The sequence below is a fragment of the Nocardia sp. NPDC050718 genome (assembly GCF_040654235.1).
GTDB lineage: Bacteria > Actinomycetota > Actinomycetes > Mycobacteriales > Mycobacteriaceae > Nocardia.
Window position 1 is genome coordinate 21050 of the sequence record NZ_JBFAHQ010000014.1, and the last position, 22247, is coordinate 43296.

The following is a 22247-nucleotide window of genomic DNA, read 5'->3' on the forward strand; positions in this document are numbered from 1 at the left end:
AGCCGGTCGGCCCGGTGGCGAACCGAACTCGGCAAGGCCCGCCTCACGCGGCCGGTTGCAGGACCAGCATGGTGTCGGCGCCGTGATGGAATTCGTAACGGGTCTTGCGCAGCGCGGTGGGGACGCCCTTGTCGTGGAGTTCGGTGCGCAGCCCGGCGATGAGGTCGTCCAGTGGTGCGCCGGTGTAGTCGAGCAGGGGATAGAGCCGGGCCTCGCCCTCGGTGACGCGGGACAGTTCGAGCAGGGCGGACAGGTGGAATTCGGCGTCGAGGCGGTCGGCGTAGCTGAACAGCAGGTGTGAGCTCAGCGACAGATCGAAGGATTTGTCGGGGAACGGGAGTTCGGGCAGGCTCGCGGCGATGTAGCGGTCGGGCGCGGCGCGCAGATCGGCGGCGAAGCGCCGGGCCGCGCCGCGCCGGATGGCGGCATGGCCGTCGGGGGAGCCGTACCAGTCCCAGCGGTAGCGGTGGGCATTGGCGGCGGCCCAGGCCACGGCGCGGTCGTTCTCGGTGACGGCGTCGACGGCCAGGTCGGTGGTCGGACGGGCATAGATCGGATCGATCGCGGTGACCGTGGCCCCCAGGGCGGTGGCCTCGGCCGCGAAACTCGCTGCGCCACCGGGGCAATCGAGCACCCTGCGGCCGGTGAGATCGTCGTCGGACAGGTGAAACATCGCGCGGTACTCGGCCAAAGATCTTGCGCTGACCAGAAATTCGCCGAGTACCTCGCCATCGGCGTGGTGCTTCATCACCCAACGTTCTCACGAGTTGCGTTCGCCCGGCGGTGAATTCACGGGTGTGGTCATGTCGATTGCAAGACCGGGTGTAAAAGTCCCTCAGCTCACGCGGACGCGGTGAGCCTGCGCAGCGCCTTCGCGACCACCTCGGGGTCGGTGGTCTCCCAGTACGGCGGCAGCGAAGCGCGCAGGTAGCCGCCGTAGCGGGCGGTGGCCAGCCGCGAGTCGAGGATCGCGACGACGCCGCGATCGTCGACGCTGCGCAACAGCCTGCCGGTGCCCTGGGCCAGCAGCAGCGCCGCGTGATTGGCCGCCACCGTCATGAAGCCGTTGCCGCCGCGCGATTCCACCGCGCGCTGGCGGGCGGTGAGCAGTGGGTCGTCGGGGCGGGGGAACGGAATGCGGTCCAGGATCACCAGACTCAGCGACGGGCCGGGCACGTCGACGCCCTGCCACAGGGTGAGCGTGCCGAACAGCGACGTGGCCGGGTCGTCGGCGAACTTGCGCACCAGCGCGCCCATCGAGTCGTCGCCCTGGCACAGCACCGGGGTGTCGAGCCGCTCGCGCAGTGCCTCGGTGGCGGCCTTGGCGGCGCGCATCGAGGAGAACAGGCCGAGCGTGCGCCCGCCCGCGGAGGTGATGAGCTGCTCGATCTCGTCGAGGTAGGCGGGGGCCAGGCCGTCGCGGCCCGGCGCGGGCAGGTGCTTGGCGACGTAGAGGATGCCGGACTTCGCGTGATCGAACGGCGAACCGACATCGAGCGAACTCCAGCGCACCGACTCCACGTCGGCGGGCGCGGTGGCGCCGTTGGCCAGCGCCGGGTCGACCTTGCCGCCGGACTGCGAGGGCAGGCCCCAGGTGATCGCGAGCCCGTCGAACGAGCCGCCGATCTGCAGGGTGGCCGAGGTGAGCACGACGGTCGCGGTGCCGAACAGCCTGCTGCGCAGCAGGCCGCCCACCGACAGCGGCGCCATCCGCAGGGTGCGGCGGGCGACGCCGCGGATCTCGTCGGCCGAGAGCCAGATGACATCGCGCCGCGCGGCCGGATCGGCCTCCTCGAACGCGGTCAGGGTGCGCACCGCCGCGTCGTGCACGTCGTCGATGGCGGCCACGGCCATCGTGCGGGCGGCGGCGTTGTCGGGATCGTCGGTGGCCTTCACGCTGCCCGTCGGGGCGAGGGCGGTGCGCGCGTTCCAGGCGGCGTCGCGGACCAGCGCGAGGACCGGGGCGATGCCGTCGGGCAGCTGGTCCCAGCGGCCGGGCGGCATGTCCTCGAGCGCTTCGTGGAACGCCTCGGCAGCGCCCTCGAGCCGGTCGACCTCGCGTTCGTCGATGAGCTTGGTGCAGCGCCGGGCCGCGGCGCTGATCGCGGTCGCGGCGAGTTCGGCGGTGGCGACGCCGGTGACCCGGTCGACCAGTTCGTGCGCCTCGTCGATCACCACGACATCGTGTTCGGGCAGCACCTGGATGCCGCTGATCGCGTCGATGGCCAGCAGCGCGTGGTTGGTCACCACGACGTCGGCCTGGGCCGATTCGGCGCGCGCCTTCTCGGCGAAACAGTCCTGGCCGAACTGGCAGCGGGTCTTGCCGAGGCATTCGCGCGAGGACACGCTGACCTGACGCCAGGCCCGGTCGCTCACGCCGGGGGCGATCTCGTCGCGGTCGCCGGTCTCGGTGTCCGAGGCCCACTCGTTGAGCCGCTGCACCTCGCGGCCCAGCTTGGAGATGGCGAAGGCGTCGAACAGTTCCGCCTCGCCGCCGGTGTCCTCGGGGATCACGCTGTTGATCTTGTTCAGGCACAGATAGTTGTTGCGGCCCTTGAGGATCGCGAACTGCGGTACCCGGCCCAACGGCTTGCTCAGCGCGTCGGCCAGGCGCGGCAGATCGCGGTCGACGAGCTGACGTTGCAGGGCGATCGTCGCGGTGGAGACCACCACGGTGCGCCCGGTCCGCACCGCGTGCCGCAGGCTCGGCACCAGATAGGCCAGCGATTTACCGGTGCCGGTGCCCGCCTGCACCGCCAGGTGCTCCTTGGTGTCGATCGCGTGGTCGACCGCCGTCGCCATGGTGGTCTGGCCGGTGCGTTCCTTGCCTCCCAGGGCATGCACGGCGGTGGCGAGCAGGTCGGCGACGGGAGGAAGTTCGGGCACGCTGGCAGCTTATCCGCCCCCTCGGACAAGTCCGATCGGCCGACGGCGAGCCCCGGTCAGGACTCGCGGACGAAGTCGTCGAGGTTGGCGCGGATGTAGTCGAGGACGCGCTGTTCGAAGTCGGCGGGCTCGTTGATGTCGTAGATCTCGTCGGGGTCGTCGGCGCGGGCGCCGTCGGGGCGGCGGATCTGGCCGGGGTTGGCCAGGGTCTGGTGTTCGTCGTCGAAGAAGCGGTCGAGGGCGTCGTCGGGGGAGCTGGGGGAGGCGTCGCGGGCGGCCAGGATCGCGGCGGCGGCCAGGCGCGGCATGCCCGCGGCGCGCAAACCACGAGTGGCCCAGGGGAGTTCGCCGCGCCGGGTGCGCAGGTAGCCGCTGAAGCCGGTGTCCAGGACGCTGGTGTGCAGGCTCGACAGGGCCAGCAGGTGGGCGAAGGCGGGCGGGAGTTCGGCGAAGGCGCCGATGCCGCGACGCTGGAGGTCGTCGGTGACCAGGTTGGACCAGAAGACGATGTCGGCGGCGTCGTGGATGGAGTCGATCTCGGCCAGCGCCGTCGTCAGTCGGGCGCGCGCCTGCGCCGGGAATCGGTAGTCCATGGGGGCAGGCTAGCCGTGTCCCACCCGCTCGCCGCGAGCGGTCACGCGGCCGCCCGCGCCGGGAGCCGATTGCGCCGAGGACCGGGTCAGGCGGGGATTTCGCCCGACAACTCGACGCCTGCTTCGCGCAGCGTGGTGAGCGCGGTGGCGACCGTCGCCGGGGCGACGCCCGCGGTGAGGTCGAGCAGGATGCGGGTGCCGAACCCGGCGGCGCGGGCGTCGAGGGCGGTGGCGCGCACGCAGTGGTCGGTGGCGATGCCGACGACGTCGACGGTGTCGATCGAGCGCGCGCGCAGCCAGTCGGCCAGGGTGGTGCCGTCGGCGGCCGCGCCTTCGAAGCCGGAGTAGGCGGCCGAGTACTCGCCCTTGGAGAAGATCTCCTCGATCGAGCCGGTATCCAGGGCGGGATGGAAGTCCGCGCCGGGCGTGCCGACCCGGCAGTGCGGCGGCCAGGTGTCGACGTAGTCGGGTTCGGTGGAGAAATGTGGACCGGGATCGACGTGATAGTCCCTGGTCGCGACCACCGCGTCGTAGTCGGCGCCCGCGACGAACTCGCTGATCGCCGCCGCCACGGCGGCACCACCCGCGACGGCGAGCGAGCCGCCCTCGCAGAAGTCGTTCTGCACATCCACGATCACCAGACCGCGTGCCATGCCGTCCTCCACTTCTCCGCCGGTCCGAACTCGCGCGACCGGTCGCGTCACGCCGGGCCTCGACGACATCATTCTCCGCTGCCTATGCCGGTGCGGCCACTCGGCCGCGCCGCTCCTGGCCGCCGCCGTCCCCGGCCTCCGCCGCCGTCCCCGGCTGCGGTCGCGCCGTCGTGGGTGCGCCGGCGTGTGGGCTCAGCCCAGAAAGGTCGTCGGCACCGCAGGCTCGCCCGCCGACAGCTTGAGCCCCTCCCACGGCAGGCTGACCAGCCCGCGCGCGACCAGCTCCCGGCTCTGCGCCAGCGTCGCGACACCTTCGACAACGGCGCCCTTGCGGACCAGCGGCACCAGCAGCTCCCTGGCCTGGAAACCGTTGGTGGCCGGTGCTTCTCCGTCGGCGGGGTAGACGATCTCCTCGACGATCGTGCCCGTCGCGCGGGCCAGCCGCACCGCCTTCTTGGTGCCACCGCGCGACTGCTTGTGACTGCTGCGCTTGGCCACCGGGATGCCGTCGACCTCGACCAGCTTGTAGACCATGCCCGCGGTCGGCGCGCCGGAGCCGGTGACCAGCGAGGTGCCGACGCCGTAGACGTCGACCGGTTCGGCGCGCAGGGCCGCGATCGCGTACTCGTCGAGATCGCCGGAGACCACGATGCGGGTGCCGGTGGCGCCGAGCCCGTCGAGCTGGTCGCGCACCTGCCTGGCCAGCACGCCGAGGTCGCCGGAGTCGATCCGCACGCCGCCGAGCTCGGGACCGGCCACCTCGATCGCCGTCGCCACGCCCCTGGTGATGTCGAAGGTGTCGACGAGCAGGGTGGTGCCGACGCCGAGCGCGTCGATCTGGCTGCGGAACGCGGCCGCTTCGTGCTCGCCGTCGGCGCCGCTGTGCAGCAGAGTGAACGCGTGCGCGCTGGTGCCGGCGCCCGGCACGCCGAAGCCGCGCACGGCTTCCAGGTTGGAGGTGGCGTCGAAACCGGCCAGGTAGGCGGCGCGCGAACTCGACGGCGCGGCCAGTTCGTGGGTGCGCCGCGAGCCCATCTCGATCATCCGCCTGCCCGCCGCCGCGCTCACCATGCGCGCGGCCGCCGAGGCGATCGCGCTGTCGTGATTGAGGATCGACAGGGCCAGCGTCTCCAGCAGCACACATTCGGCGAAACTGCCGCGCACGGACAGGATCGGCGAGCCGGGGAAGTACAGCTCACCCTCGGCGTAGCCGTCGATATCGCCGGTGAAGCGATATTCCCGCAACCAGTCGACGGTGGCCGGGTCGAGGAACCCGGCGACCACCTCGAGTTCGGCGGGACCGAAGCGGAAGTGGGTCAGCGCGTCGAGCAGCCGCCCGGTACCGGCCACCACGCCGTAGCGGCGACCGTGCGGCAAGCGCCTGGCGAACACCTCGAAGGTGCACTGCCGATGCGCCGAGCCGTCGGCCAGGGCGGCGGCGAGCATGGTCAGCTCGTACTGATCGGTCAGCAGCGCGGTGCTGGCGAACTCGTCACGGATCTGCACACCGGAAACTGTAGTCACCGCGGGTGTTGTTTCTGTGTGGCCGCGTCGTACCCTGGGATTTATGGCCGTGTGCAATTCCGTTCGAGCCGGCGCCGTCACCGACGCCGTGAACGCCGCACTGTCAGCGGCACAGGCGACGCCGGAAGCGGTCGAGCAGACCGAGATCCTCGAGGCCGAGGACCGGCCCTGGGTCACCGTGGTCTGGGACGACCCGGTGAACCTCATGCACTACGTCACCTACATCTTCCAGAAGCTCTTCGGCTACAGCAAAGCCAAGGCGACCGAGTTGATGTTGCAGGTGCACAACGAGGGCAAAGCGGTCGTGTCCTCCGGATCACGCGACAAGATGGAGCAGGACGTCCGCCGATTGCACGCGGCGGGACTCTGGGCAACCATGCAGCGAGACGACTGAGTACCGTAACCCTGTGCGCAAGTGGAGCAGGAAGAACTCACTGAGTGGCCTGAAGCTTCGATCCGAGATGGACGAGCACGAGGCCACCGTTCTGCGCTCCCTGGTCGGGGCCGTGTCCGGCTTGCTCAGCGACCGCGCGGCCGAGGCGCCCGAGGACGAACTCGCCGCGCTGACCGGCCTGCGCACCGGCAACTCCACCCCGCCCGACGATCCGCAGCTGCTGCGCCTGCTGCCCGATTTCCACCGTGCCGAGCCGGGGTCGCCCGACGCCAAGCGCGCCGACCTCAACTCCGCCCTGCGCAGCCTGCACGAGCCCGAGATCATCGACGCGAAACTGGCCGCGGGCCGGGTCGTGCTGGACAGCTGTCCCGAGGTGGGCGGCAAGATCGTGCTCACCCCCGAGCAGGCCGACGCCTGGCTGGCCGCGCTCACCGATGTCCGCCTGGCGCTGGGCACCCTGCTCGACATCGACGACGACACGCCCGAACACTTCGATCCGAGTGATCCGCGCGCGCCGCACCTGGACGTCTACCACTGGCTGACCTGGATGCAGGACTCGCTGTTGCAGGCGCTCGCGCCCTGATTTCCGCGCGTTAGGGTCGGGGCATGAGCGGCGTTCCCGGTCCACGCAACGCGATCACCGATGTGTCCGGCGTGCTGGTCGGCCATCATCAGGTCCTCGACGACGACGTCACCCTCGGCACCGGCGCGGCGACCGGCTGCACCGTGGTGCGCGTGCCCGGCGGCGCGACCGCCGCGGTGGACGTGCGCGGCGGCGGGCCCGGCACCAGGGAGACCGACCTGCTCGATCCGGGCAATACCGTCCGGCAGCTGAACGCGGTCCTGCTCGCGGGCGGCAGCGCGTACGGGCTGGCCGCCGCCGACGGCGTGATGCGCTGGTCGGAGGAACACGGCGAGGGCATCCCGATGGACCCCACCGATCCGAGCCGGGTGGTGCCGATCGTGCCCGGCGCGGTGATCTTCGACCTGCCGGTGGGGGCGTGGCACATCCGGCCCGACGCCGACTTCGGTTTCCTGGCGGCCGAGGCGGCCGCGGAGGAGTTCGCGCGCGGTACCGCGGGTGCCGGGGTCGGAGCGCGGGCCGGGGCGCTCAAGGGCGGAATCGGTTCGGCGAGTGTGGTTCTCGCCGACGGGCCGGGCGCCGGGGTCACGGTGGGCGCGGTGATCGTCGCCAATCCGGTCGGCTCGGTGGTCGATCCGCGCACCGGTCTGCCGTGGGGAGCGGGCACCGACGGGCCCGACTTCTTCGGGTTGCGGCCCGGCACCGCGGCCGAGATCGCCGCGCTCGCCGCCCTGCCGGTGAAGGGCACCGTGCTCAACACGACCATCGGCGTCGTCGCCACCGACGCCGCGCTCGATCCGATCGCCTGCCGCAGACTGGCCACCACCGCGCACGACGGCCTCGCCCGCGCGATCCGCCCGGTGCATTCCCCGCTCGACGGCGACACCCTGTTCGCGCTGTCCACCGGCACGATCGAGGTGCCACCGATCCCGCTGCCCGGCGCGTTCCCCGGCGATCTGCTGCTGCTGGACCAGCTGTGCACCGCGGCGGCCGTGGTCGTGGAACGGGCCGTCGTCGACGCCGTGCTCAGCGCGACCTCGATCGCCGGGATCCCGGCCTATCGAGATCTGTTTCCGCGCCGACTCCCCGCAGGTGGGGACCGGGATGCGCGCGGCGCGGAATAGCCGAATAGGGTGGGTCGTTGTCGAGGTGGTGCTCGACAGCACGCAGGCAGGTTTGTGGAAAGGGTCGAGGAAGTGCTGGTGATCAGGGCCGATCTCGTGGACGCGATGGTGGCGCACGCGCGCGCCGACCACCCCGACGAGGCCTGCGGCATCATCGCCGGACCCGAGGGCAGCGACCGGCCGGAACGCTTCGTCGCCATGGTCAACGCCGAGCGCTCGCCCACGTTCTACCGTTTCGACTCCGGCGAGCAGCTGAAGGTCTGGCGCGCGATGGACGACGCCGACGAGACCCCCGTGGTGATCTACCACTCGCACACCGCCACCGAGGCCTACCCCAGCCGCACCGACATCTCCTACGCCTCCGAGCCGTTCGCGCACTACGTGCTGATCTCCACCCGCGATCCGGAGCAGCACGAACTGCGCAGCTACCGCATCGTCGACGGCGAGGTCACCGAAGAGCCCGTGCGGATCGTCGCCTCCTACGACGCCTGAACCCACCGAAACGAAGTCACACCCGAGGAGTCCCCATGCCGGTAACCGTGTCCATTCCGACCATCATGCGAGGTCTCACCGGAGGCGAGAAGCGCGTCCAGGGTGAGGGCGCGACCCTGTCGGCCCTGATCGACAACCTCGAGGCCAACCACCCCGGTCTGGCGGAGCGGCTGCTCAAGGACGGCAAGCTCAACCGCTACGTCAACATCTACGTCGACGACGAGGACGTGCGGTTCGCCGGCGGGCTCGACGCCGAGGTGCCCGCGGACGCGTCGGTCACCATCCTGCCGGCCGTCGCCGGCGGCGCGCGCTGACGTGGCCCGCTACGAATCGCTCATCGCGACCCTCGGCAACACCCCGCTCGTCGGACTGAAGACGCTGTCCCCGCAGTGGGACGGCGACGATCACGTCCGCCTCTGGGCCAAGCTCGAGGACCGCAATCCCACCGGGTCGATCAAGGACCGGCCCGCGCTGCGGATGATCGAGCAGGCCGAGGCCGACGGCAAGCTCACTCCCGGCTGCACGATCCTGGAGCCGACCAGCGGCAACACCGGGATCTCGCTGGCCATGGCGGCCAAGCTCAAGGGCTACCGGATCGTCTGCGTGATGCCGGAGAACACCTCGGTCGAGCGGCGTCAGCTGCTCACCATGTTCGGCGCCGAGATCATCGATTCGCCGGCCGCCGGTGGGTCGAACCAGGCCGTGGCCATGGCCAAGGAGATCGCCGCGCAGAATCCGGACTGGGTGATGCTCTACCAGTACGGCAACCCGGCCAACGCGCTCGCGCACTACGAGACGACCGGCCCGGAACTGCTCGCCGACCTGCCCGAGATCACGCACTTCGTCGCCGGACTCGGCACCACCGGCACCCTGATGGGCACCGGGCGGTTTTTGCGCGAGAAGGTGCCCGGCATCGAGATCGTCGCCGCCGAGCCGCGCTACGGCGAGCTGGTCTACGGCCTGCGCAACATCGACGAGGGGTTCATCCCCGAGCTGTACGACGAGACGGTGCTGACCACCCGGTTCTCCGTCGGCCCGTACGACGCGGTGAAGCGCACCCGCGAGCTCGTCGGCGAGGAGGGCATCTTCGCCGGCATCTCCACCGGCGCGATCCTGCACGCCGCGCTCGGCGTGGCGAAGAAGGCGCAGAAGGCGGGCAAGCGCGCCGATATCGCGTTCGTCGTCGCCGACGGCGGCTGGAAGTACCTGTCCACCGGCGCCTACGACGGCACCCTGGACGAGGCCGAGGAACGCCTCGACGGCCAGCTCTGGGCCTGACGGCTCGGTACCCTGTGGGGAGTGGGCCCGCTGGCGGCCCGGCCTGAGCGGAGGCGATGTCGGTGAGCGGTGGCGGAGGAATCGGAGCCTCGTTCGATCCGGATCGGATCGCCGGGTTGCAGGGGCGGCCCGGCGCGACCCCGCCCGCCCGGCGCGAAGGCGTCCGGGCGTGGACGCGCGCGGCGGTCGTGATCGTCGCGTTCGTCGGGTCGCTGTACGTGATCGAGGGCGTCGACGCGGTGCTCTCGGCCGACCGGCCGAGCGGCGCGCCCGGTCAGCTCGACGCGGGCGGGATCGAGCCGCGCGAGCTCGACGGCCTCGACGGCATCCTGTGGGCGCCGTTGCTGCACGGTGGCTGGGATCACCTGATGGCCAACACCCTGCCACTGCTGATCCTCGGCTTCCTGGTGCTGCTGTCCGGGATCGGGCGCGGCATCGCGGCCACCGCGATCATCTGGGTAGTCGCCGGGGTCGGCACCTGGCTGACCGGCTCGGCGGGCAGCGTGCACGTCGGCGCGTCGTCGCTGGTGTTCGGCTGGCTGACCTACCTGATCTGCCGCGGGTGGTTCGCCCGCAATGTGGGGCAGATCGTGCTCGGCGTGGTGATCTTCGCGCTGTACGGCTCGATGCTGTGGGGCGTGCTGCCCAGCGACCCCCTAATTTCTTGGCAGGGACATCTTTTCGGGGCGGTGGGTGGAGTCCTCGCGGGCTGGGTACTCTCTGGTGATGAACGTCGACGCCGCCGTGGAGCATCGGTCGGCCGCGCAGTACCTACGCGGTAGCCGGGGATCCGGTCTGGAAAATGGGGGGATCCTGCATTGAGCACCAGCACGTCGTGGCAGCATGGGGGCATGCGCCTTACCGTCCTCGGGTGCTCGGGCAGCGTGTCCGGCCCGGACTCCCCAGCGTCGGGTTACCTGCTGACGGGTCCCGACATGAGGCCGACCGTCATCGACTTCGGTCCCGGCATCTTCGGTGCGCTGCAGAAGTACCTGAACCCGGGTGACGTGGACATCTTCCTGACCCACCTGCACGCGGATCACTGCCTCGATCTGCCCGCGCTGCTGGTGTGGCGTCGCTACCACCCGAATCCGCCGCAGGGCCTGGCGCTGGTCCGCGGACCCTCCGACGCCGCGCTGCGCATCGGCAACGCCTCCGCCGAGATCGGCGGCGAGACCGACGACTGGTCCGACGTGATCGACTCGCAGGCCTGGGTCGAGAACGTGCCGGTGCCGTTCGGTCCCGGCCACACCGTCGAGGCCCGCCGGATGTACCACCCGCCGGAGTCCTACGGCCTGCGGATCACCGCCGCCGACGGCCGCGTCTTCGTCTACACCGGCGACACCGCCATGTGCGATGCCGTCGTCGAGCTGGCGCAGGGCGCCGACGTGCTGATGGCGGAAGCCTCGTGGACCCACGATCCGGCCAATCGTCCGCCCGGCATTCACCTTTCGGGCACCGAGGCGGGCGAGATCGCCACCCGCGCGGGCGCCAAGGAACTGCTGCTCACCCACATTCCCCCGTGGACCTCGCGCGAGGACGTCATCGCCGAGGCCAAGGCCGCCTTCGCCGGACCGGTCCACGCGGTCTCGCCCGGGGAAACATTCGACCTGTAGCACCGGCGAACGGTCGAGCTTCCGGACGACTCGCTGAATCCCGGAGCGGCGGAACGGCTAGTCTGTGTGCCGTGTCGAGACGAGCCGATGGCAGGGCGGATGACGAACTCCGCGAGGTAAGGATCACCCGTGGCTTCACCACGCACCCGGCGGGATCGGTGCTGGTCGAGTTCGGGCAGACCCGGGTGATGTGCACGGCCAGCGTCACCGAGGGCGTGCCGCCCTGGCGGCGCGACTCCGGGCTGGGCTGGCTCACCGCGGAGTACGCGATGCTGCCCGCCGCCACCCACACCCGCAGCGGCCGGGAATCGGTGAAGGGCAAGGTCGGTGGCCGGACCCAGGAGATCAGCAGGCTGATCGGGCGTTCGCTGCGGGCCTGCATCGACCTGGCCGCGCTGGGCGAGAACACCATCGCGCTGGACTGCGACGTGCTGCAGGCCGACGGCGGTACCCGCACCGCCGCCATCACCGGCGCGTACGTGGCCCTCTCGGACGCGGTGACCTACCTGGCCGCCGCGGGCAAACTGGCCGACCCGCAACCGATCTCGTGCATGATCGCCGCGGTCAGCGTCGGCGTCGTCGACGGCCGGGTGCGCCTGGATCTGCCCTACGAGGAGGATTCGCGCGCCGAGGTCGACATGAACGTGGTCGCCACCGACACCGGCACCCTGGTCGAGATCCAGGGCACCGGCGAGGGCGCGACGTTCCCGCGCTCGACCCTGGACAAGCTGCTCGATTCGGCGCTGGCCGGCTGTGAGCAGCTGTTCGCGGTGCAGAAGGAAGTACTGGCCCAGCCCTACCCGGGCGCGCTGCCCGAGCCGGCCGGTAAGAAGTAGCAATGGCCGTGCGTGTGCTGGTCGCCAGCCGGAATGCCAAGAAGCTGAAGGAACTGCGCCGGATCCTCGACGAGGCGGGCGTGGCCGGGATCGAACTGGTGAGCCTGAACGAGGTGCCGCCCTACGAGGAGGCGCCCGAGATCGGCGCCACCTTCGAGGAGAACGCCGTCGCCAAGGCGCGCGACGGGGCCGTGGCCACCGGATTGCCGTGTGTGGCCGATGATTCCGGGATCGAGGTGGACGCGCTCAACGGCATGCCCGGCGTGCTCTCGGCGCGCTGGTCGGGTCGCCACGGCGACGACACCGCCAACAACACCCTGCTGCTCGGTCAGCTCGGCGACGTGCCCGACGAGCGCCGCGGCGCGCGGTTCGTCTCCACCTGCGCGCTCGTGCTGCCCGACGGCACCGAGACCGTGGTGCGCGGCGAATGGCCGGGCACCATCGCCCGGAAGCCGATGGGCGAGGGCGGTTTCGGCTACGACCCGCTGTTCCTGCCCGAGGGCGGCACCGGCAGCGCCGCGGAACTGACCCCGGCCGAGAAGGACGCGGTCTCGCACCGTGGCCGGGCCCTCACCCAGCTCCTGCCCGCCCTGGCCGCCCTGGCCTGAGCCGAACGACAGCGCCGCCGCCCCGGATACCGGGTGCGGCGGCGCTGTCGTCGTTTCCGGGACTCAGAGTCCGTACTGCTGCTGGACGTCCTTGGCGTTGCGGTGCTCGACGAAGAACGACAGCAGCGGGATGGTGCCGGCGATCAGGGTGCCGACGGTGCGGCCGATCGGCCAGCGCACCTTCACCGCGAGGTCGGCGGTGACGAGCAGGTAGGCGAAGTACACCCAGCCGTGCACGACGGCGATCCAGCTCGGGGTGTCGACGTCGAAGCCGTACTTGGCGATCATCTCGCCGGTGAGCAGCAGCAGCCACAGGCCGGTGACCCAGGCCAGCACCCGGTAGCGCTGCAGCGCCGGGCGGATCTTGGCGGTGTCACCCGCCGGGGCGGCCTTGTCGAGCGACGGTGCGGTCGTGTTCTCGTCGGTGGTCACCCGGCGTTCCTCTCAGGGGCATGCAGACCGGCCGAGCGGACCTGCGCATCGATGTCGCTGGCGTGCAGTCCCGCCAGGTACTGGTTGTAGGCGACCGTCTCCGGGTCGTCGGCGGGGGCCGCCCTGGGGCGTTCGGGCAGGATCCCGGCGGGGATCTCGCGCGGTGCCTCGGCCTTCGCCGCGCGCGGTGCCGTGTCCGGTTCCTCGGCCTCGCGCTCGAGGCGGACGAACCGGACGTAGGCGAACACCGCGAACGCGGCGAACAGCGGCCACTGCAGGGCGTAGCCGAGGTTCTGGCCGGTTCCGGAGGCCGATTCGAACCGCTCCCACTGCCACCAGGCCAGCGCGAGGCAGCCCAGCGCGACGACGATGACCAGCGCGATCAGGGCCGGTCGATTGTGCGCCGGGCGGGGAGATGAAGCGGACACGCGCTCCACGGTACCCGCCTACTACAGGCGGCGTAGGAGCAGGTCACCGGCTCAGAACTTGTAGGTGATCCCGGTCATCCGCTCGGATTCCTCCCACAGCCTGCGCAGCAGTTCCGGATTGCGCGAGATGGCGCTGGACGGGCACGCCTCGACCGGGCCCTGGGACTGCATCCACTTGTTGGGACCCCAGTAGACGGTGGGGTCGGCGTCGGGTTCGGTGGCCGCGAACAGGCTGGAGTGGGCGGCCTTGGCCGGCGGGTGGCCGATGAGCTTGATGAACGGCTTGCTGACCCGGTCGAGCGGGGTCTCGGTGCGGGCGAACAGGTCGGTCGCGGAGACGCCGGGGTGCACGGCGTAGGACTTCTTGGTCGAGCCCGCCTCGGTGAGCCTGCGCTGCAGTTCGCGGCCGAACATCAGGTTGGCCAGCTTGGCCTGGGCGTAGGCGAGGTTGCGCTGGTAGCGACGGTGGTCGTAGTTGAGGTCGTCGATCCAGAGTTTCGGGGTCTGCTTGTGGGCGATGCTGGCCAGGGTGACGACGCGGTCGGTGATGCGGTCCAGCAGCAGGCCGGTGAGGGCGAAGTGGCCGAGGTGGTTGACGCCGAACTGGGTCTCGAACCCGTCGGCGGTGCGCGAGAACGGGATGTTCATCAGGCCCGCGTTGTTGATCAGGACGTCGAACTCGCCCTGCTGTTCGGCGAAGGCGCGCACGGAGGCCAGGTCGGCGAGGTCGAGCGCGGCGACGCGGACGTCACCGGGGATGGCGTCGGCGATCGGCTGGGCCTTGGCGGCGTTGCGGCAGGCCATGATCACCGTGGCGCCCTTGCCGGCCAGTACTTTGGTGGTTTCGGCACCGAGGCCGCCGTTGGCCCCGGTGATCACGAAGGTGCGGCCGGTCTGGTCCGCGATGTCAGTGGGTTTCCATGCCATGGGCCGACCTTACTCCGGAGTAAGATCGGAGGGAAGTGGTCAGCCGAGCAGCCCGGCCAGCGTACCGGCGCAGGCGGGCCTGCGGAGCTTGGTCAGCGCCTTCGCCTCGATCTGCCTGGCCCGTTCCCGGGAGACGCCGAGCGCCGAACCCACCTCCTCCAGCGAGCGCGCCTCGCCGCGATCGAGGCCGAAGCGCAGCCGGATGACGGCCGACTCGCGCTCGGTGAGGACCGCGAGGACCGCCTCGACGTACCCGGGCAGCATCCGCTCGGCCACCACATCCGCGGGTGCGGGCGCGGTGTCGGGCAGCAGGGTGCCCAGTTCGGTGCCCTCGCCGACCGGCGCGTGCAGCGACACCGGCTCCGGCTCGTGCCGCAGCACCGCCTCGACCTGGGCGACGGTGAGCTCGGCGGCCGCGGCCAGCTCCTCGACGGTGACCGCGCGGCCGAGTTGCTGGGTCAGCTCGCGGCGCACCCGGATCACCCGGTGCAGGACGTCGGCGACATTGGACGGCAGCCGGATCGTGCGGCCCTGATCGGTGAGCGCGCGCCCGATCGACTGGCGGATCCAGTACGTCGCGTAGGTCGAGAGCTTGAGGCCGCGCGTGTGGTCGAACTTCTCCACCGCGCGGATCAGGCCGAGGGTGCCCTCCTGGATCAGGTCGAGCAGCGCCATCCCGGTGTTGGTCGGGAACCGGCGCGCGATGGAGACGACCAGGCGCAGGTTCGCCCGCACCATCCGGTCCTTCGCGCGCAGGCCGTCGAGTTCGGTCCGGCGCAGCTGTTCGCGCCGCGCGGCGGTGAGCTCGATGCCCGCCGCGGCGTTCTCGTCGAGCTCGGTGCGCGCCGCCACGCCCGCGGCGATGCGGGCGCCGAGCGCGTACTCCTCCTCGGCGGTGAGCAGGGGAGTGCGGGCGATGGCGGTCAGGTAGTCGCGGACGGAATCGGTGGTGACGGTCAAGGAATGCTCCGTTCGATACGGCGAAAGCGTGACTGGCCGGGTGCCCGGTGGGGCGACGAACACAAACTTAGAATGGACCTAAAAATATGTCAAGAACAATTTTGGGTCGACTTCAGTTATGCTTCGACCATGACGACGCAGCAGGGGCTCCGGGCCAGGAAGAAGCAGCAGACCAGGGAGCAGATCTCGCACCGGGCGACCGAGCTGTTCCTCGAGCGCGGCTTCGACAAGGTGACGATCGCCGACGTCGCCGCGGCCGCGGATGTCGCCAAGATGACGGTCACCAACTACTTCCCGCGCAAGGAGGACCTCGCGCTCGACCTGGGCGAGGTGTTCGTCGAGCAGCTGGCCGCCGTCGTCCGTGACCGCGCGCCGGGGCAATCGGCGCTGGCCGCGTTGCGCGGTGACTACCTGGCCGCGGTGGCCGCGCAGTCCCAGCTGATCGGGTTCAGTGGCGAACCGTTCGCGCGGATGATCGCCGACAGCCCGGCGCTGGTGGCACGCCTGCGCGAGTTCCACGACGAGCGGCAGCTCGCGCTGGCGCGGGTCCTGGGCGAGGTCACCGGCGCGGCGGCCGACGACATCACCCCGCGCATCGCCGCGGCCCAGCTCGTCGGCGTCCAGCGGGTGCTGTTCGAGGAGATCCTGCGCCGTACGCTCGACGGCGAATCCGGTGACGAGATCGCTTCCGCCATGGCCGAATACGCGCGGATCGCGTTCGACGCGCTCGAGCCGGGACTGGGCGGGTACGCCGTCCGCTGACGTATCGGTCCGATTGCTGCCGTGTCACTGAGACACCGCGCGCGGTCGGAAAGCCCATACTGAGGCCATGTCGGATGGTGTTGCTGTAGACGAGCCCGTCGAGCCGATGAGCAAGACCAAGATCAATCTCATTTTCACGACGGTCGTGCTCGGCATGCTCATGGCCGCGCTCGATCAGACCATCGTGTCGGCGGCGCTGCCCTCGATCGTGGCCGATCTCGGCAGCGCGGGGCACATGGCCTGGGTGGTGACGGCGTATCTGCTCGCCGAGGCCGTCGCGACCGTGCTCGCGGGCAAGCTCGGCGACCTGTTCGGCCGCAAACTGCTGTTCCAGATCAGCGGCGTCATCTTCATTGCGGGTTCGGCGCTGGCGGGCATGGCGCCCGGCATGGGCGTGCTCATCCTGGCCCGTGGCATCCAGGGCGTCGGCGCCGGCGGGCTGATGGTGACCTCGATGGCGCTGATCGCCGACACCATCCCGCTGCGCGAACGCGGCAAGTATCAGGGCGCGCTCGGCGCGGTCTTCGGCATCACCACGGTGATCGGCCCGACGCTGGGTGGGCTGTTCACCGATCACGCGAGCTGGCGCTGGTGCTTCTACGTCAATGTGCCGCTGGCGATCATCATGGTGGCGATGGCGGCGCGCACACTGCCGCATCTGCGCGCGGTCGCGCGGCCGGTGATCGACTACCTCGGGATCGGGCTGGTCGCGCTCGGCGTCTCGGCGCTGATCCTCGGTCTGGAGTTCGGCGGCAACGAATATCCGTGGGCCTCGTGGCAGATCATCGGGTTGTTCGTGCTGGCGGCCGTGCTGCTGACCGCGTTCGTGATGGTGGAGAAGCGGGCGGTGGCGCCGATGCTGCCGATGCGGTTGTTCAACAGCCGGGTGTTCACGGTGTCGTCGGTGCTCAGCTTCATCGTCGGGTTCGCGATGCTCGGCTCGATGACGTATCTGCCCGCCTACCTGCAATACGTCGACGGCGCGACGGCGACGATCTCGGGGGTGCGGACGCTGCCGCTGGTCGTCGGCCTGTTCGTCACCTCGGTCTTCTCCGGCCAGGTGGTCGGCCGCACCGGGCAGTACCGGTACTTCCCGATCGTCGGCATGGCGGTGATGGTCCTCGGCCTGTGGTTGATGTCGACGATGGGCCGCCAGACCAGCGTCTGGCTGGAATCGCTGTACATGCTGATCCTCGGCGCCGGGCTCGGCCTGTCCATGCAGGTGCTCACCATCGTCGTGCAGAACACCGTGCCCTACGCCGACCTCGGTACCGCCACCTCGGGCGTGACCTTCTTCCGCACGCTGGGCAGCGCGTTCGGTACCGCGGTCTTCGGCACGCTCTACAACAACCACAGCAAGACCGCGCTGGCCGGGGCGATCCAGCAGACCCCCGGCCTCACCCCGGAGGTGATCGCGAATCCGAAACTGCTGCGGGAGCTGCCGCTCGAGCAGACCGCGCCGATCATCGACGCCTACGCCGACTCGATCGACTACGTCTTCCGCTGGGTGGTCCCGGTCGCGCTGCTCGGATTCGTCGTCGCCTGGTTCCTGCCGCAGGTCCGGCTGCGCGACAGTGCCAGGCACGGCGCGGGCGATATCGGCGAGGGCTTCTCGGTGCCGGACTCCGACGACCGGGTGGTGCAGCTGGAACGCGCGGTCGCGGCGACCGTGCGCAAGGCCAGGGCGCAGAAACCGATCATCCCCGAGCTCATCGCGGCGGCGGGCAGCTCGCTGGAACCGGACACCGCCTGGGCGCTCGGGCAGGTGTACCTGTACGACAAGCAGGGGCTGTCGCCCAGGGTGCACGGCATCGCGTTCCGGCACCGGCTGCCGGTGGAGGTGCTCTCGCCGGTGTTCCGGCAGGCCGTCGACGACGGTCTGCTGCTCGACGACGGCGGCACGCTGGCCCTGACCGAGCAGGGCACCCATGAGGTCGACCGATTGCGGGCGGGGTGGCGGCGCTGGCTCGGCGACCGGCTCGACGACTGGAACTACCAGGACCCGGCCGATCGCGCGCTGCTCGACGAGGCGCTGTCGAACATCGCGGGCAAGCTGCTCGACCAGGGCGCCGACAGCGCCGAGGTCGCCAAGGTCTGAGCCGATTCGTCCAGTCGGCTGGACAGTCCTTGCCGCCGAATACTCGTAGACGTATATTCGTAGACGAGTAAGGAGGTGCGCATGGCCACGAAGCGCAAGGTGAACAACCTGCTGGCGCTCGCCGTGCTGTCGGTGATCGTGCAACGGCCGATGCACCGCTACGAGATCGCCGCCACCCTGCGGGCCCATGGCAAAGACAAGGACATGGACATCAAGTGGGGTTCGCTCTACACGGTCGTCCAGAACATGGCCAAGGCCGGTTTCCTCGAAGTCGTCGGCAGCGAACGCGACGGCGCCCGCCCCGAACGGGTGATCTACCGGATCACCGACGCCGGTCGCGCCGAGATGGCCGACTGGACCAGGGAACTGCTCGCCTCGCCCGAGCCCGAACACCACCGGTTCACCGCCGGGCTGTCGATCCTGGCCGTGCTCCCGCCCGACGAGGTGGTCGAGCTGCTCGGGCTGCGGATCGACGCGCTCGAGCGGTCCGTCGACCGCGCGAAGGCCGAACTCGCCGGCCTGGCGGGCACCCTGCCCCGGTTGTTCCTCGTCGAGACCGAATTCGGGGTGGCGATGCTGGAAGCCGAGGCGCGCTGGGCGCGCTCGCTACGCGACGAACTGCGCGACGGCACCTTCGACGGCCTCGAGATGTGGCGGCAGTGGCATGCCGACGGCATGCCCGCCGACCGGATTCCGGAATTCGGCGAAGGGGGGACCGGCTAGCTCTCGCCCAGAAAAGACCCCGGACCCGGTGGTGTGCGGCAACACCCCACCGAGTCCGAGAAACCGTCCCGACACCGTGTTCACACATACGCGCACCCGGCTACGAGGCTGGCTACCACAGGATAGCCCGGGTGACGCGGACTCAGATCTGGAGATCACTCATGTCCAACACCCGTTCCGCCTTGGTCATCGGCGGTGGCATCGCCGGACCCGTCGCCGCCACCGCCCTGCTCCGGGCAGGCATCGACGCCCACGTCTACGAGGCCTATTCCGGGCCGTCCGAGGGCATCGGCTCCGGGCTCGCCCTCGCTCCCAACGGAGTCGCGGCCCTCGACCTCATCGGCGCCGGCGATGCCGTCCGCGCGATCGCGCTGCCCGTGCGCGGCATGCGGCTGGCCGTCGGCGGCCGCGAACACGTCCTGCCGGTGCTGGCCGATCAGCCGCCGCTACAGGTCGTGGACCGCGGTGAACTGCACCGCGCGCTGCACGATCACGCGGTCGCCGCCGGCGTGCCGTTCAGCTACGACAAGCGGCTGGTGCGCGTCGACGAGCACGCCGACGGCGTGACCGCGCACTTCACCGACGGCTCCACCGCGTCGGCCGACATCCTGGTCGGCGCCGACGGTATCCGGTCCACCGTCCGCACCCTGATCGATCCGGCCGCGCCCGGACCCGACTACACGGGCATGCTCGGCTTCGGCGCGCTCGTCGACTGCGATCAGGACCTGCCCGCCGACACCATGGTGTTCGCCTTCGGCGCCAAGGCCTACTACCTGTACTGGCAGCACGCCGACGGCCGCGTCGTGTGGGGCGCGAATCTGCCCAGCGAGCAGTACTACTCGCTGACCGAGGCCCGCGCGGTCCCGGCCGAGCACTGGCTGCGCGTGCTGCGCGAGACCTACGCGCCCGACACCCCGGGTGGGGAGTTCGCGCGCCGCACGACCGCCGAGAACCTGGAGATCACCGGGGCGCTGCACATCATGCCGCCGGTGCCGCACTGGTATCGCGACCGGCTGGTGCTGGTCGGTGACTCCGTGCACGCGCCGTCCAACAGCTCGGGGCAGGGCGCGTCGCTGGCCATCGAGAGCGCCGTGCAGCTGGCCCGCTGCCTGCGCGACATCGACGCGCCCACCGCGGCCTTCGCGGCCTACGAGCGGTTGCGCCGGTCCAGGGTGGAGGGCATCGCGGCGCGCGCGGCGAAGGTCAACCACAGCAAGACGCCGGGCCCGTTCGCCCGCAGGATCATGAACGCGATGATGCCGCTGATGGTCAAGACGGTGATGAACCCGGAGAAGACGATGGGCGCCGAACGCCGCTACCGCATCGACTGGGACGCCCCGGTCCAGCGGGAACTCGCCACGATCGGGTCCTGATCCGCGCTCGCCCCCGGCCGGTATTCGCCGACCGGGGGCGTTCGCGCGCGCATACTGGGACGACAGACTCTGGTTGCCAGGAGACGCTCGTGTCGACGATCAACGGACTGCCCGCCCACATCCTGCTGGTGCACCTGCTCGTGGTGCTCGTCCCGCTGACCGCGCTGCTGCTGATCCTGGCGGCGCTCTGGCCCGCGGCCCGCCGCGTCCTGGTCTGGCCGACCGCGGCGCTGGCGGCGCTCACCGTGGCCCTCACCCCGGTGACGGTGAGCGCGGGGCGCTGGCTGGCGCAGCGGGTCGGCCGCACGCCCGCCATCCAGACCCACATCGATCTCGGCGGCACGCTGCTGTATTTCGTGATCCCGATGCTGGTGGTCGCGGCCCTGCTCGTCGGGGTGCACCTGGCCGAGCGCGCGGGCAGGCGGCTCACGCGCGGCGTGGTCGCGGTGGTGGCCGTGCTCGCGGTGGCGGCCGGCGTGGCCGCGACCGTGCAGGTCGTCCGGGTCGGTGACTCGGGCGCCCGGGCCACCTGGGGGCCGCTGGTGTCGGCGACGGGCTGACGCGGCACCCGGAAATAGCCGATTCCTATCGACCGGCGGGTCGGCGCCGCGCCGCGCGCAGGGTCAGGATGCGCGCGGACTCCGCGTCGGCGGGCAGGAACGCCTCGAGGTGGAGTTCGGCGAGGGTGACGTCGGTCGCGGTGGCGAACGAGGTGAGGGTGGTGATCAGGCGCAGGTCGCCGTCGTCGGTGCGCAGGTGCAGGGGCACGGCGAAGCCGACATGGTCGGGACCAGGGGCCACCGGGGGCAGATAGCCCGACAGTTCCGCGATCAGCGCGTCGACGGCGGGATCGGGCGTGTGGGCGGCCCGGCTGCGCAGTGCGTCGATGATGTGCCTGCCCCATTCGGGCAGGTTGCGCACGCGCGGCGCGACGCCGTCCGGGTGCAGGGCCAGGCGCAGCACATTCATCGGCGCGCGCAGCAGGTGATCGGCCACGCCATCGGTGAACAGGTCGAACGCGGCATTGGCGGTGACCAGCTCCCCGCGCGGCCGGGCGACCAGCGCCGGATACGGCAGATGCCCGTCGAGGACGGCGGTGAGCGCTTCCCGCACCGGCGCCAATTCCGGTGCGGCCAGGTCGCTTTCGGGGAACACCGGCGCGAAACCCGCCGCCAGCAGGAGATTGTTGCGATCGCGCAGGGTCAGGTCCAGCGATTCGGCCAGCCGCACCACCATTGTGCGGCCCGGCTGGGACCGGCCCTGTTCGAGGAAGCTCAGGTAGCGCTGACTCGTCTCGGCGCGAATCGCCAGGTCGAGCTGACTGATCCGGCGCAGAGTGCGCCAGTGCCGCAACTGCGGGCCGAAGGCGGTGGTGGTCAGCGCGGTCGTCATGGGTGCGAGTCAACCGCGTAGGCGCGCCCTGCGCCATTCCCGGCAGGGAATGAGACGCGGTGCGCGACCGTGCGCCGCCGTCATTCCCCGCGGGGAATCGCGCGGCGCCGCAGGTCTCGCCAGAGTTGTCGCCATGAGCTACAACGACATCGCCACCCGCTACGTGGCCCTCTGGAACGAAGCCGACCCCACTGCCCGCCGCACCCTGATCGAGGACCTCTTCGCCGTCGACGGCGCGCAGTACCTGGTCGATCCGCCCGCCGAGGCCCGTGCGGCCGCGGCCGACCTCGCGATCGCGGTGCCGCCGCTCGCGGTGCACGGTCACGACGCGCTCGACCGCCGGGTCACCCGCGCCTACGAGATGTTCCTGGCCGACGGCGAATTCGTCTTCGCGGCGGCGGGCCCCGCCGTCGAACTCCCGGCGGGCACGGTCGGCGTCGCCTGGACGATGAACCGCCGCGACGACGGCACACCGCAGGGCGGCGGCTTCGACCTGCTCGCCCTCGACAGCGACGGCCGCGTGGTCACCGACCACCAGTTCATCGAGGGGTCGCGATGAGAGCCC

26 protein-coding genes are annotated in these 22247 nt (G+C 70.8%); 16 read left to right on the forward strand and 10 right to left on the reverse strand.

Annotation, left to right across the window (positions count from 1 at the left end):
* Positions 1–43 precede the first annotated feature (43 nt).
* The 5 genes from AB0H54_RS33165 to AB0H54_RS33185 all read right to left on the reverse strand — a co-directional run bounded on the left by AB0H54_RS33165 (position 44) and on the right by AB0H54_RS33185 (position 5638).
* On the reverse strand, positions 44–673 hold the full coding sequence (locus tag AB0H54_RS33165; protein WP_355284209.1) for a methyltransferase domain-containing protein: 630 nt from the start codon (positions 671–673) through the stop codon (positions 44–46).
* Positions 674–840: 167 nt separating this feature from the next.
* Complete coding sequence (locus tag AB0H54_RS33170) at positions 841–2886, reverse strand: ATP-dependent DNA helicase (protein ID WP_357350940.1); 2046 nt, start codon at positions 2884–2886, stop codon at positions 841–843.
* 56 nt (positions 2887–2942) lie between these two features.
* Positions 2943–3479 carry a hypothetical protein gene (locus tag AB0H54_RS33175; RefSeq protein WP_357350942.1) on the reverse strand — a complete coding sequence of 179 codons (537 nt, stop codon included), beginning with the start codon at positions 3477–3479 and terminating at the stop codon, positions 2943–2945.
* Positions 3480–3565: 86 nt separating this feature from the next.
* The gene (locus tag AB0H54_RS33180; RefSeq protein WP_357350944.1) at positions 3566–4132 is read right to left on the reverse strand and encodes an isochorismatase family protein; all 567 of its coding nucleotides are present in this window, start codon (positions 4130–4132) and stop codon (positions 3566–3568) included.
* Positions 4133–4324: 192 nt separating this feature from the next.
* Entirely contained in the window at positions 4325–5638 is a 1314-nt protein-coding gene (locus tag AB0H54_RS33185) for a nicotinate phosphoribosyltransferase (RefSeq protein ID WP_357350946.1), read from the reverse strand.
* Between the two features lie 61 nt (positions 5639–5699).
* Here AB0H54_RS33185 and clpS point away from each other — a divergent pair, with 61 nt between their 5' ends.
* From clpS to rdgB, 10 genes are all read left to right on the forward strand, one after another.
* Complete coding sequence (gene clpS, locus AB0H54_RS33190) at positions 5700–6050, forward strand: ATP-dependent Clp protease adapter ClpS (protein ID WP_355284197.1); 351 nt, start codon at positions 5700–5702, stop codon at positions 6048–6050.
* Positions 6051–6063: 13 nt separating this feature from the next.
* Positions 6064–6633 carry a DUF2017 domain-containing protein gene (locus AB0H54_RS33195; protein ID WP_355284194.1) on the forward strand — a complete coding sequence of 190 codons (570 nt, stop codon included), beginning with the start codon at positions 6064–6066 and terminating at the stop codon, positions 6631–6633.
* A gap of 23 nt (positions 6634–6656) precedes the next feature.
* Positions 6657–7757: a P1 family peptidase gene (locus AB0H54_RS33200; RefSeq protein ID WP_357350948.1), complete on the forward strand. Its 1101-nt coding sequence runs from the start codon at positions 6657–6659 to the stop codon at positions 7755–7757.
* A gap of 72 nt (positions 7758–7829) precedes the next feature.
* The gene (locus tag AB0H54_RS33205) at positions 7830–8249 is read left to right on the forward strand and encodes a M67 family metallopeptidase (protein ID WP_357350950.1); all 420 of its coding nucleotides are present in this window, start codon (positions 7830–7832) and stop codon (positions 8247–8249) included.
* 35 nt (positions 8250–8284) lie between these two features.
* On the forward strand, positions 8285–8563 hold the full coding sequence (locus AB0H54_RS33210; RefSeq protein ID WP_355284190.1) for a MoaD/ThiS family protein: 279 nt from the start codon (positions 8285–8287) through the stop codon (positions 8561–8563).
* Between the two features lies 1 nt (position 8564).
* Entirely contained in the window at positions 8565–9527 is a 963-nt protein-coding gene (locus tag AB0H54_RS33215; RefSeq protein WP_355284187.1) for a cysteine synthase, read from the forward strand.
* Positions 9528–9583: 56 nt separating this feature from the next.
* Entirely contained in the window at positions 9584–10309 is a 726-nt protein-coding gene (locus AB0H54_RS33220) for a rhomboid family intramembrane serine protease (protein WP_355284184.1), read from the forward strand.
* Between the two features lie 69 nt (positions 10310–10378).
* Positions 10379–11143 (forward strand): cyclic nucleotide-degrading phosphodiesterase, encoded by a 765-nt coding sequence (locus AB0H54_RS33225; RefSeq protein ID WP_357350953.1) that lies wholly within the window; start codon positions 10379–10381, stop codon positions 11141–11143.
* 71 nt (positions 11144–11214) lie between these two features.
* Positions 11215–11979 (forward strand): ribonuclease PH, encoded by a 765-nt coding sequence (gene rph, locus AB0H54_RS33230; protein ID WP_218716805.1) that lies wholly within the window; start codon positions 11215–11217, stop codon positions 11977–11979.
* A 2-nt stretch (positions 11980–11981) separates the two neighbouring features.
* Positions 11982–12587, forward strand: coding sequence for an RdgB/HAM1 family non-canonical purine NTP pyrophosphatase (gene rdgB / locus AB0H54_RS33235; RefSeq protein WP_357350955.1), 606 nt, complete (start codon positions 11982–11984; stop codon positions 12585–12587).
* Between the two features lie 63 nt (positions 12588–12650).
* Here the strand turns inward: rdgB and AB0H54_RS33240 are convergent, their stop codons facing one another.
* Genes AB0H54_RS33240 through AB0H54_RS33255 form a run of 4 tightly spaced genes read right to left on the reverse strand, consistent with a single transcriptional unit; the run spans position 12651 to position 15334 of the window.
* The gene (locus AB0H54_RS33240; RefSeq protein WP_357350957.1) at positions 12651–13019 is read right to left on the reverse strand and encodes a DUF3817 domain-containing protein; all 369 of its coding nucleotides are present in this window, start codon (positions 13017–13019) and stop codon (positions 12651–12653) included.
* The gene (locus AB0H54_RS33245; protein WP_357350959.1) at positions 13016–13447 is read right to left on the reverse strand and encodes a transcriptional regulator; all 432 of its coding nucleotides are present in this window, start codon (positions 13445–13447) and stop codon (positions 13016–13018) included. The genes AB0H54_RS33240 and AB0H54_RS33245 overlap by 4 nt, the downstream gene beginning before the upstream one ends.
* A 51-nt stretch (positions 13448–13498) precedes the next feature.
* The gene (locus AB0H54_RS33250; RefSeq protein WP_357350961.1) at positions 13499–14374 is read right to left on the reverse strand and encodes an oxidoreductase; all 876 of its coding nucleotides are present in this window, start codon (positions 14372–14374) and stop codon (positions 13499–13501) included.
* A 39-nt stretch (positions 14375–14413) separates the two neighbouring features.
* Positions 14414–15334 carry a sigma-70 family RNA polymerase sigma factor gene (locus AB0H54_RS33255; RefSeq protein WP_357350963.1) on the reverse strand — a complete coding sequence of 307 codons (921 nt, stop codon included), beginning with the start codon at positions 15332–15334 and terminating at the stop codon, positions 14414–14416.
* A 129-nt stretch (positions 15335–15463) separates the two neighbouring features.
* Here AB0H54_RS33255 and AB0H54_RS33260 point away from each other — a divergent pair, with 129 nt between their 5' ends.
* The 5 genes from AB0H54_RS33260 to AB0H54_RS33280 all read left to right on the forward strand — a co-directional run bounded on the left by AB0H54_RS33260 (position 15464) and on the right by AB0H54_RS33280 (position 20850).
* A complete protein-coding gene (locus tag AB0H54_RS33260; protein WP_357350966.1) occupies positions 15464–16096 on the forward strand; it encodes a TetR family transcriptional regulator in 633 nt (210 codons plus the stop codon).
* Positions 16097–16202: 106 nt separating this feature from the next.
* Positions 16203–18194: an MDR family MFS transporter gene (locus tag AB0H54_RS33265; RefSeq protein WP_357351017.1), complete on the forward strand. Its 1992-nt coding sequence runs from the start codon at positions 16203–16205 to the stop codon at positions 18192–18194.
* Between the two features lie 81 nt (positions 18195–18275).
* Positions 18276–18917: a PadR family transcriptional regulator gene (locus AB0H54_RS33270; protein ID WP_357350968.1), complete on the forward strand. Its 642-nt coding sequence runs from the start codon at positions 18276–18278 to the stop codon at positions 18915–18917.
* A gap of 161 nt (positions 18918–19078) precedes the next feature.
* A complete protein-coding gene (locus AB0H54_RS33275) occupies positions 19079–20290 on the forward strand; it encodes an NAD(P)/FAD-dependent oxidoreductase (protein ID WP_357350970.1) in 1212 nt (403 codons plus the stop codon).
* 89 nt (positions 20291–20379) lie between these two features.
* Positions 20380–20850: a DUF2231 domain-containing protein gene (locus AB0H54_RS33280; protein ID WP_357350972.1), complete on the forward strand. Its 471-nt coding sequence runs from the start codon at positions 20380–20382 to the stop codon at positions 20848–20850.
* Positions 20851–20875: 25 nt separating this feature from the next.
* Here AB0H54_RS33280 and AB0H54_RS33285 read toward each other — a convergent pair whose 3' ends face one another.
* Positions 20876–21682 (reverse strand): helix-turn-helix transcriptional regulator, encoded by an 807-nt coding sequence (locus AB0H54_RS33285; RefSeq protein WP_357350974.1) that lies wholly within the window; start codon positions 21680–21682, stop codon positions 20876–20878.
* 133 nt (positions 21683–21815) lie between these two features.
* Between AB0H54_RS33285 and AB0H54_RS33290 the strand changes: the two genes are divergently transcribed.
* Entirely contained in the window at positions 21816–22241 is a 426-nt protein-coding gene (locus AB0H54_RS33290; RefSeq protein ID WP_357350976.1) for a hypothetical protein, read from the forward strand.
* Positions 22242–22247: the final 6 nt, after the last annotated feature.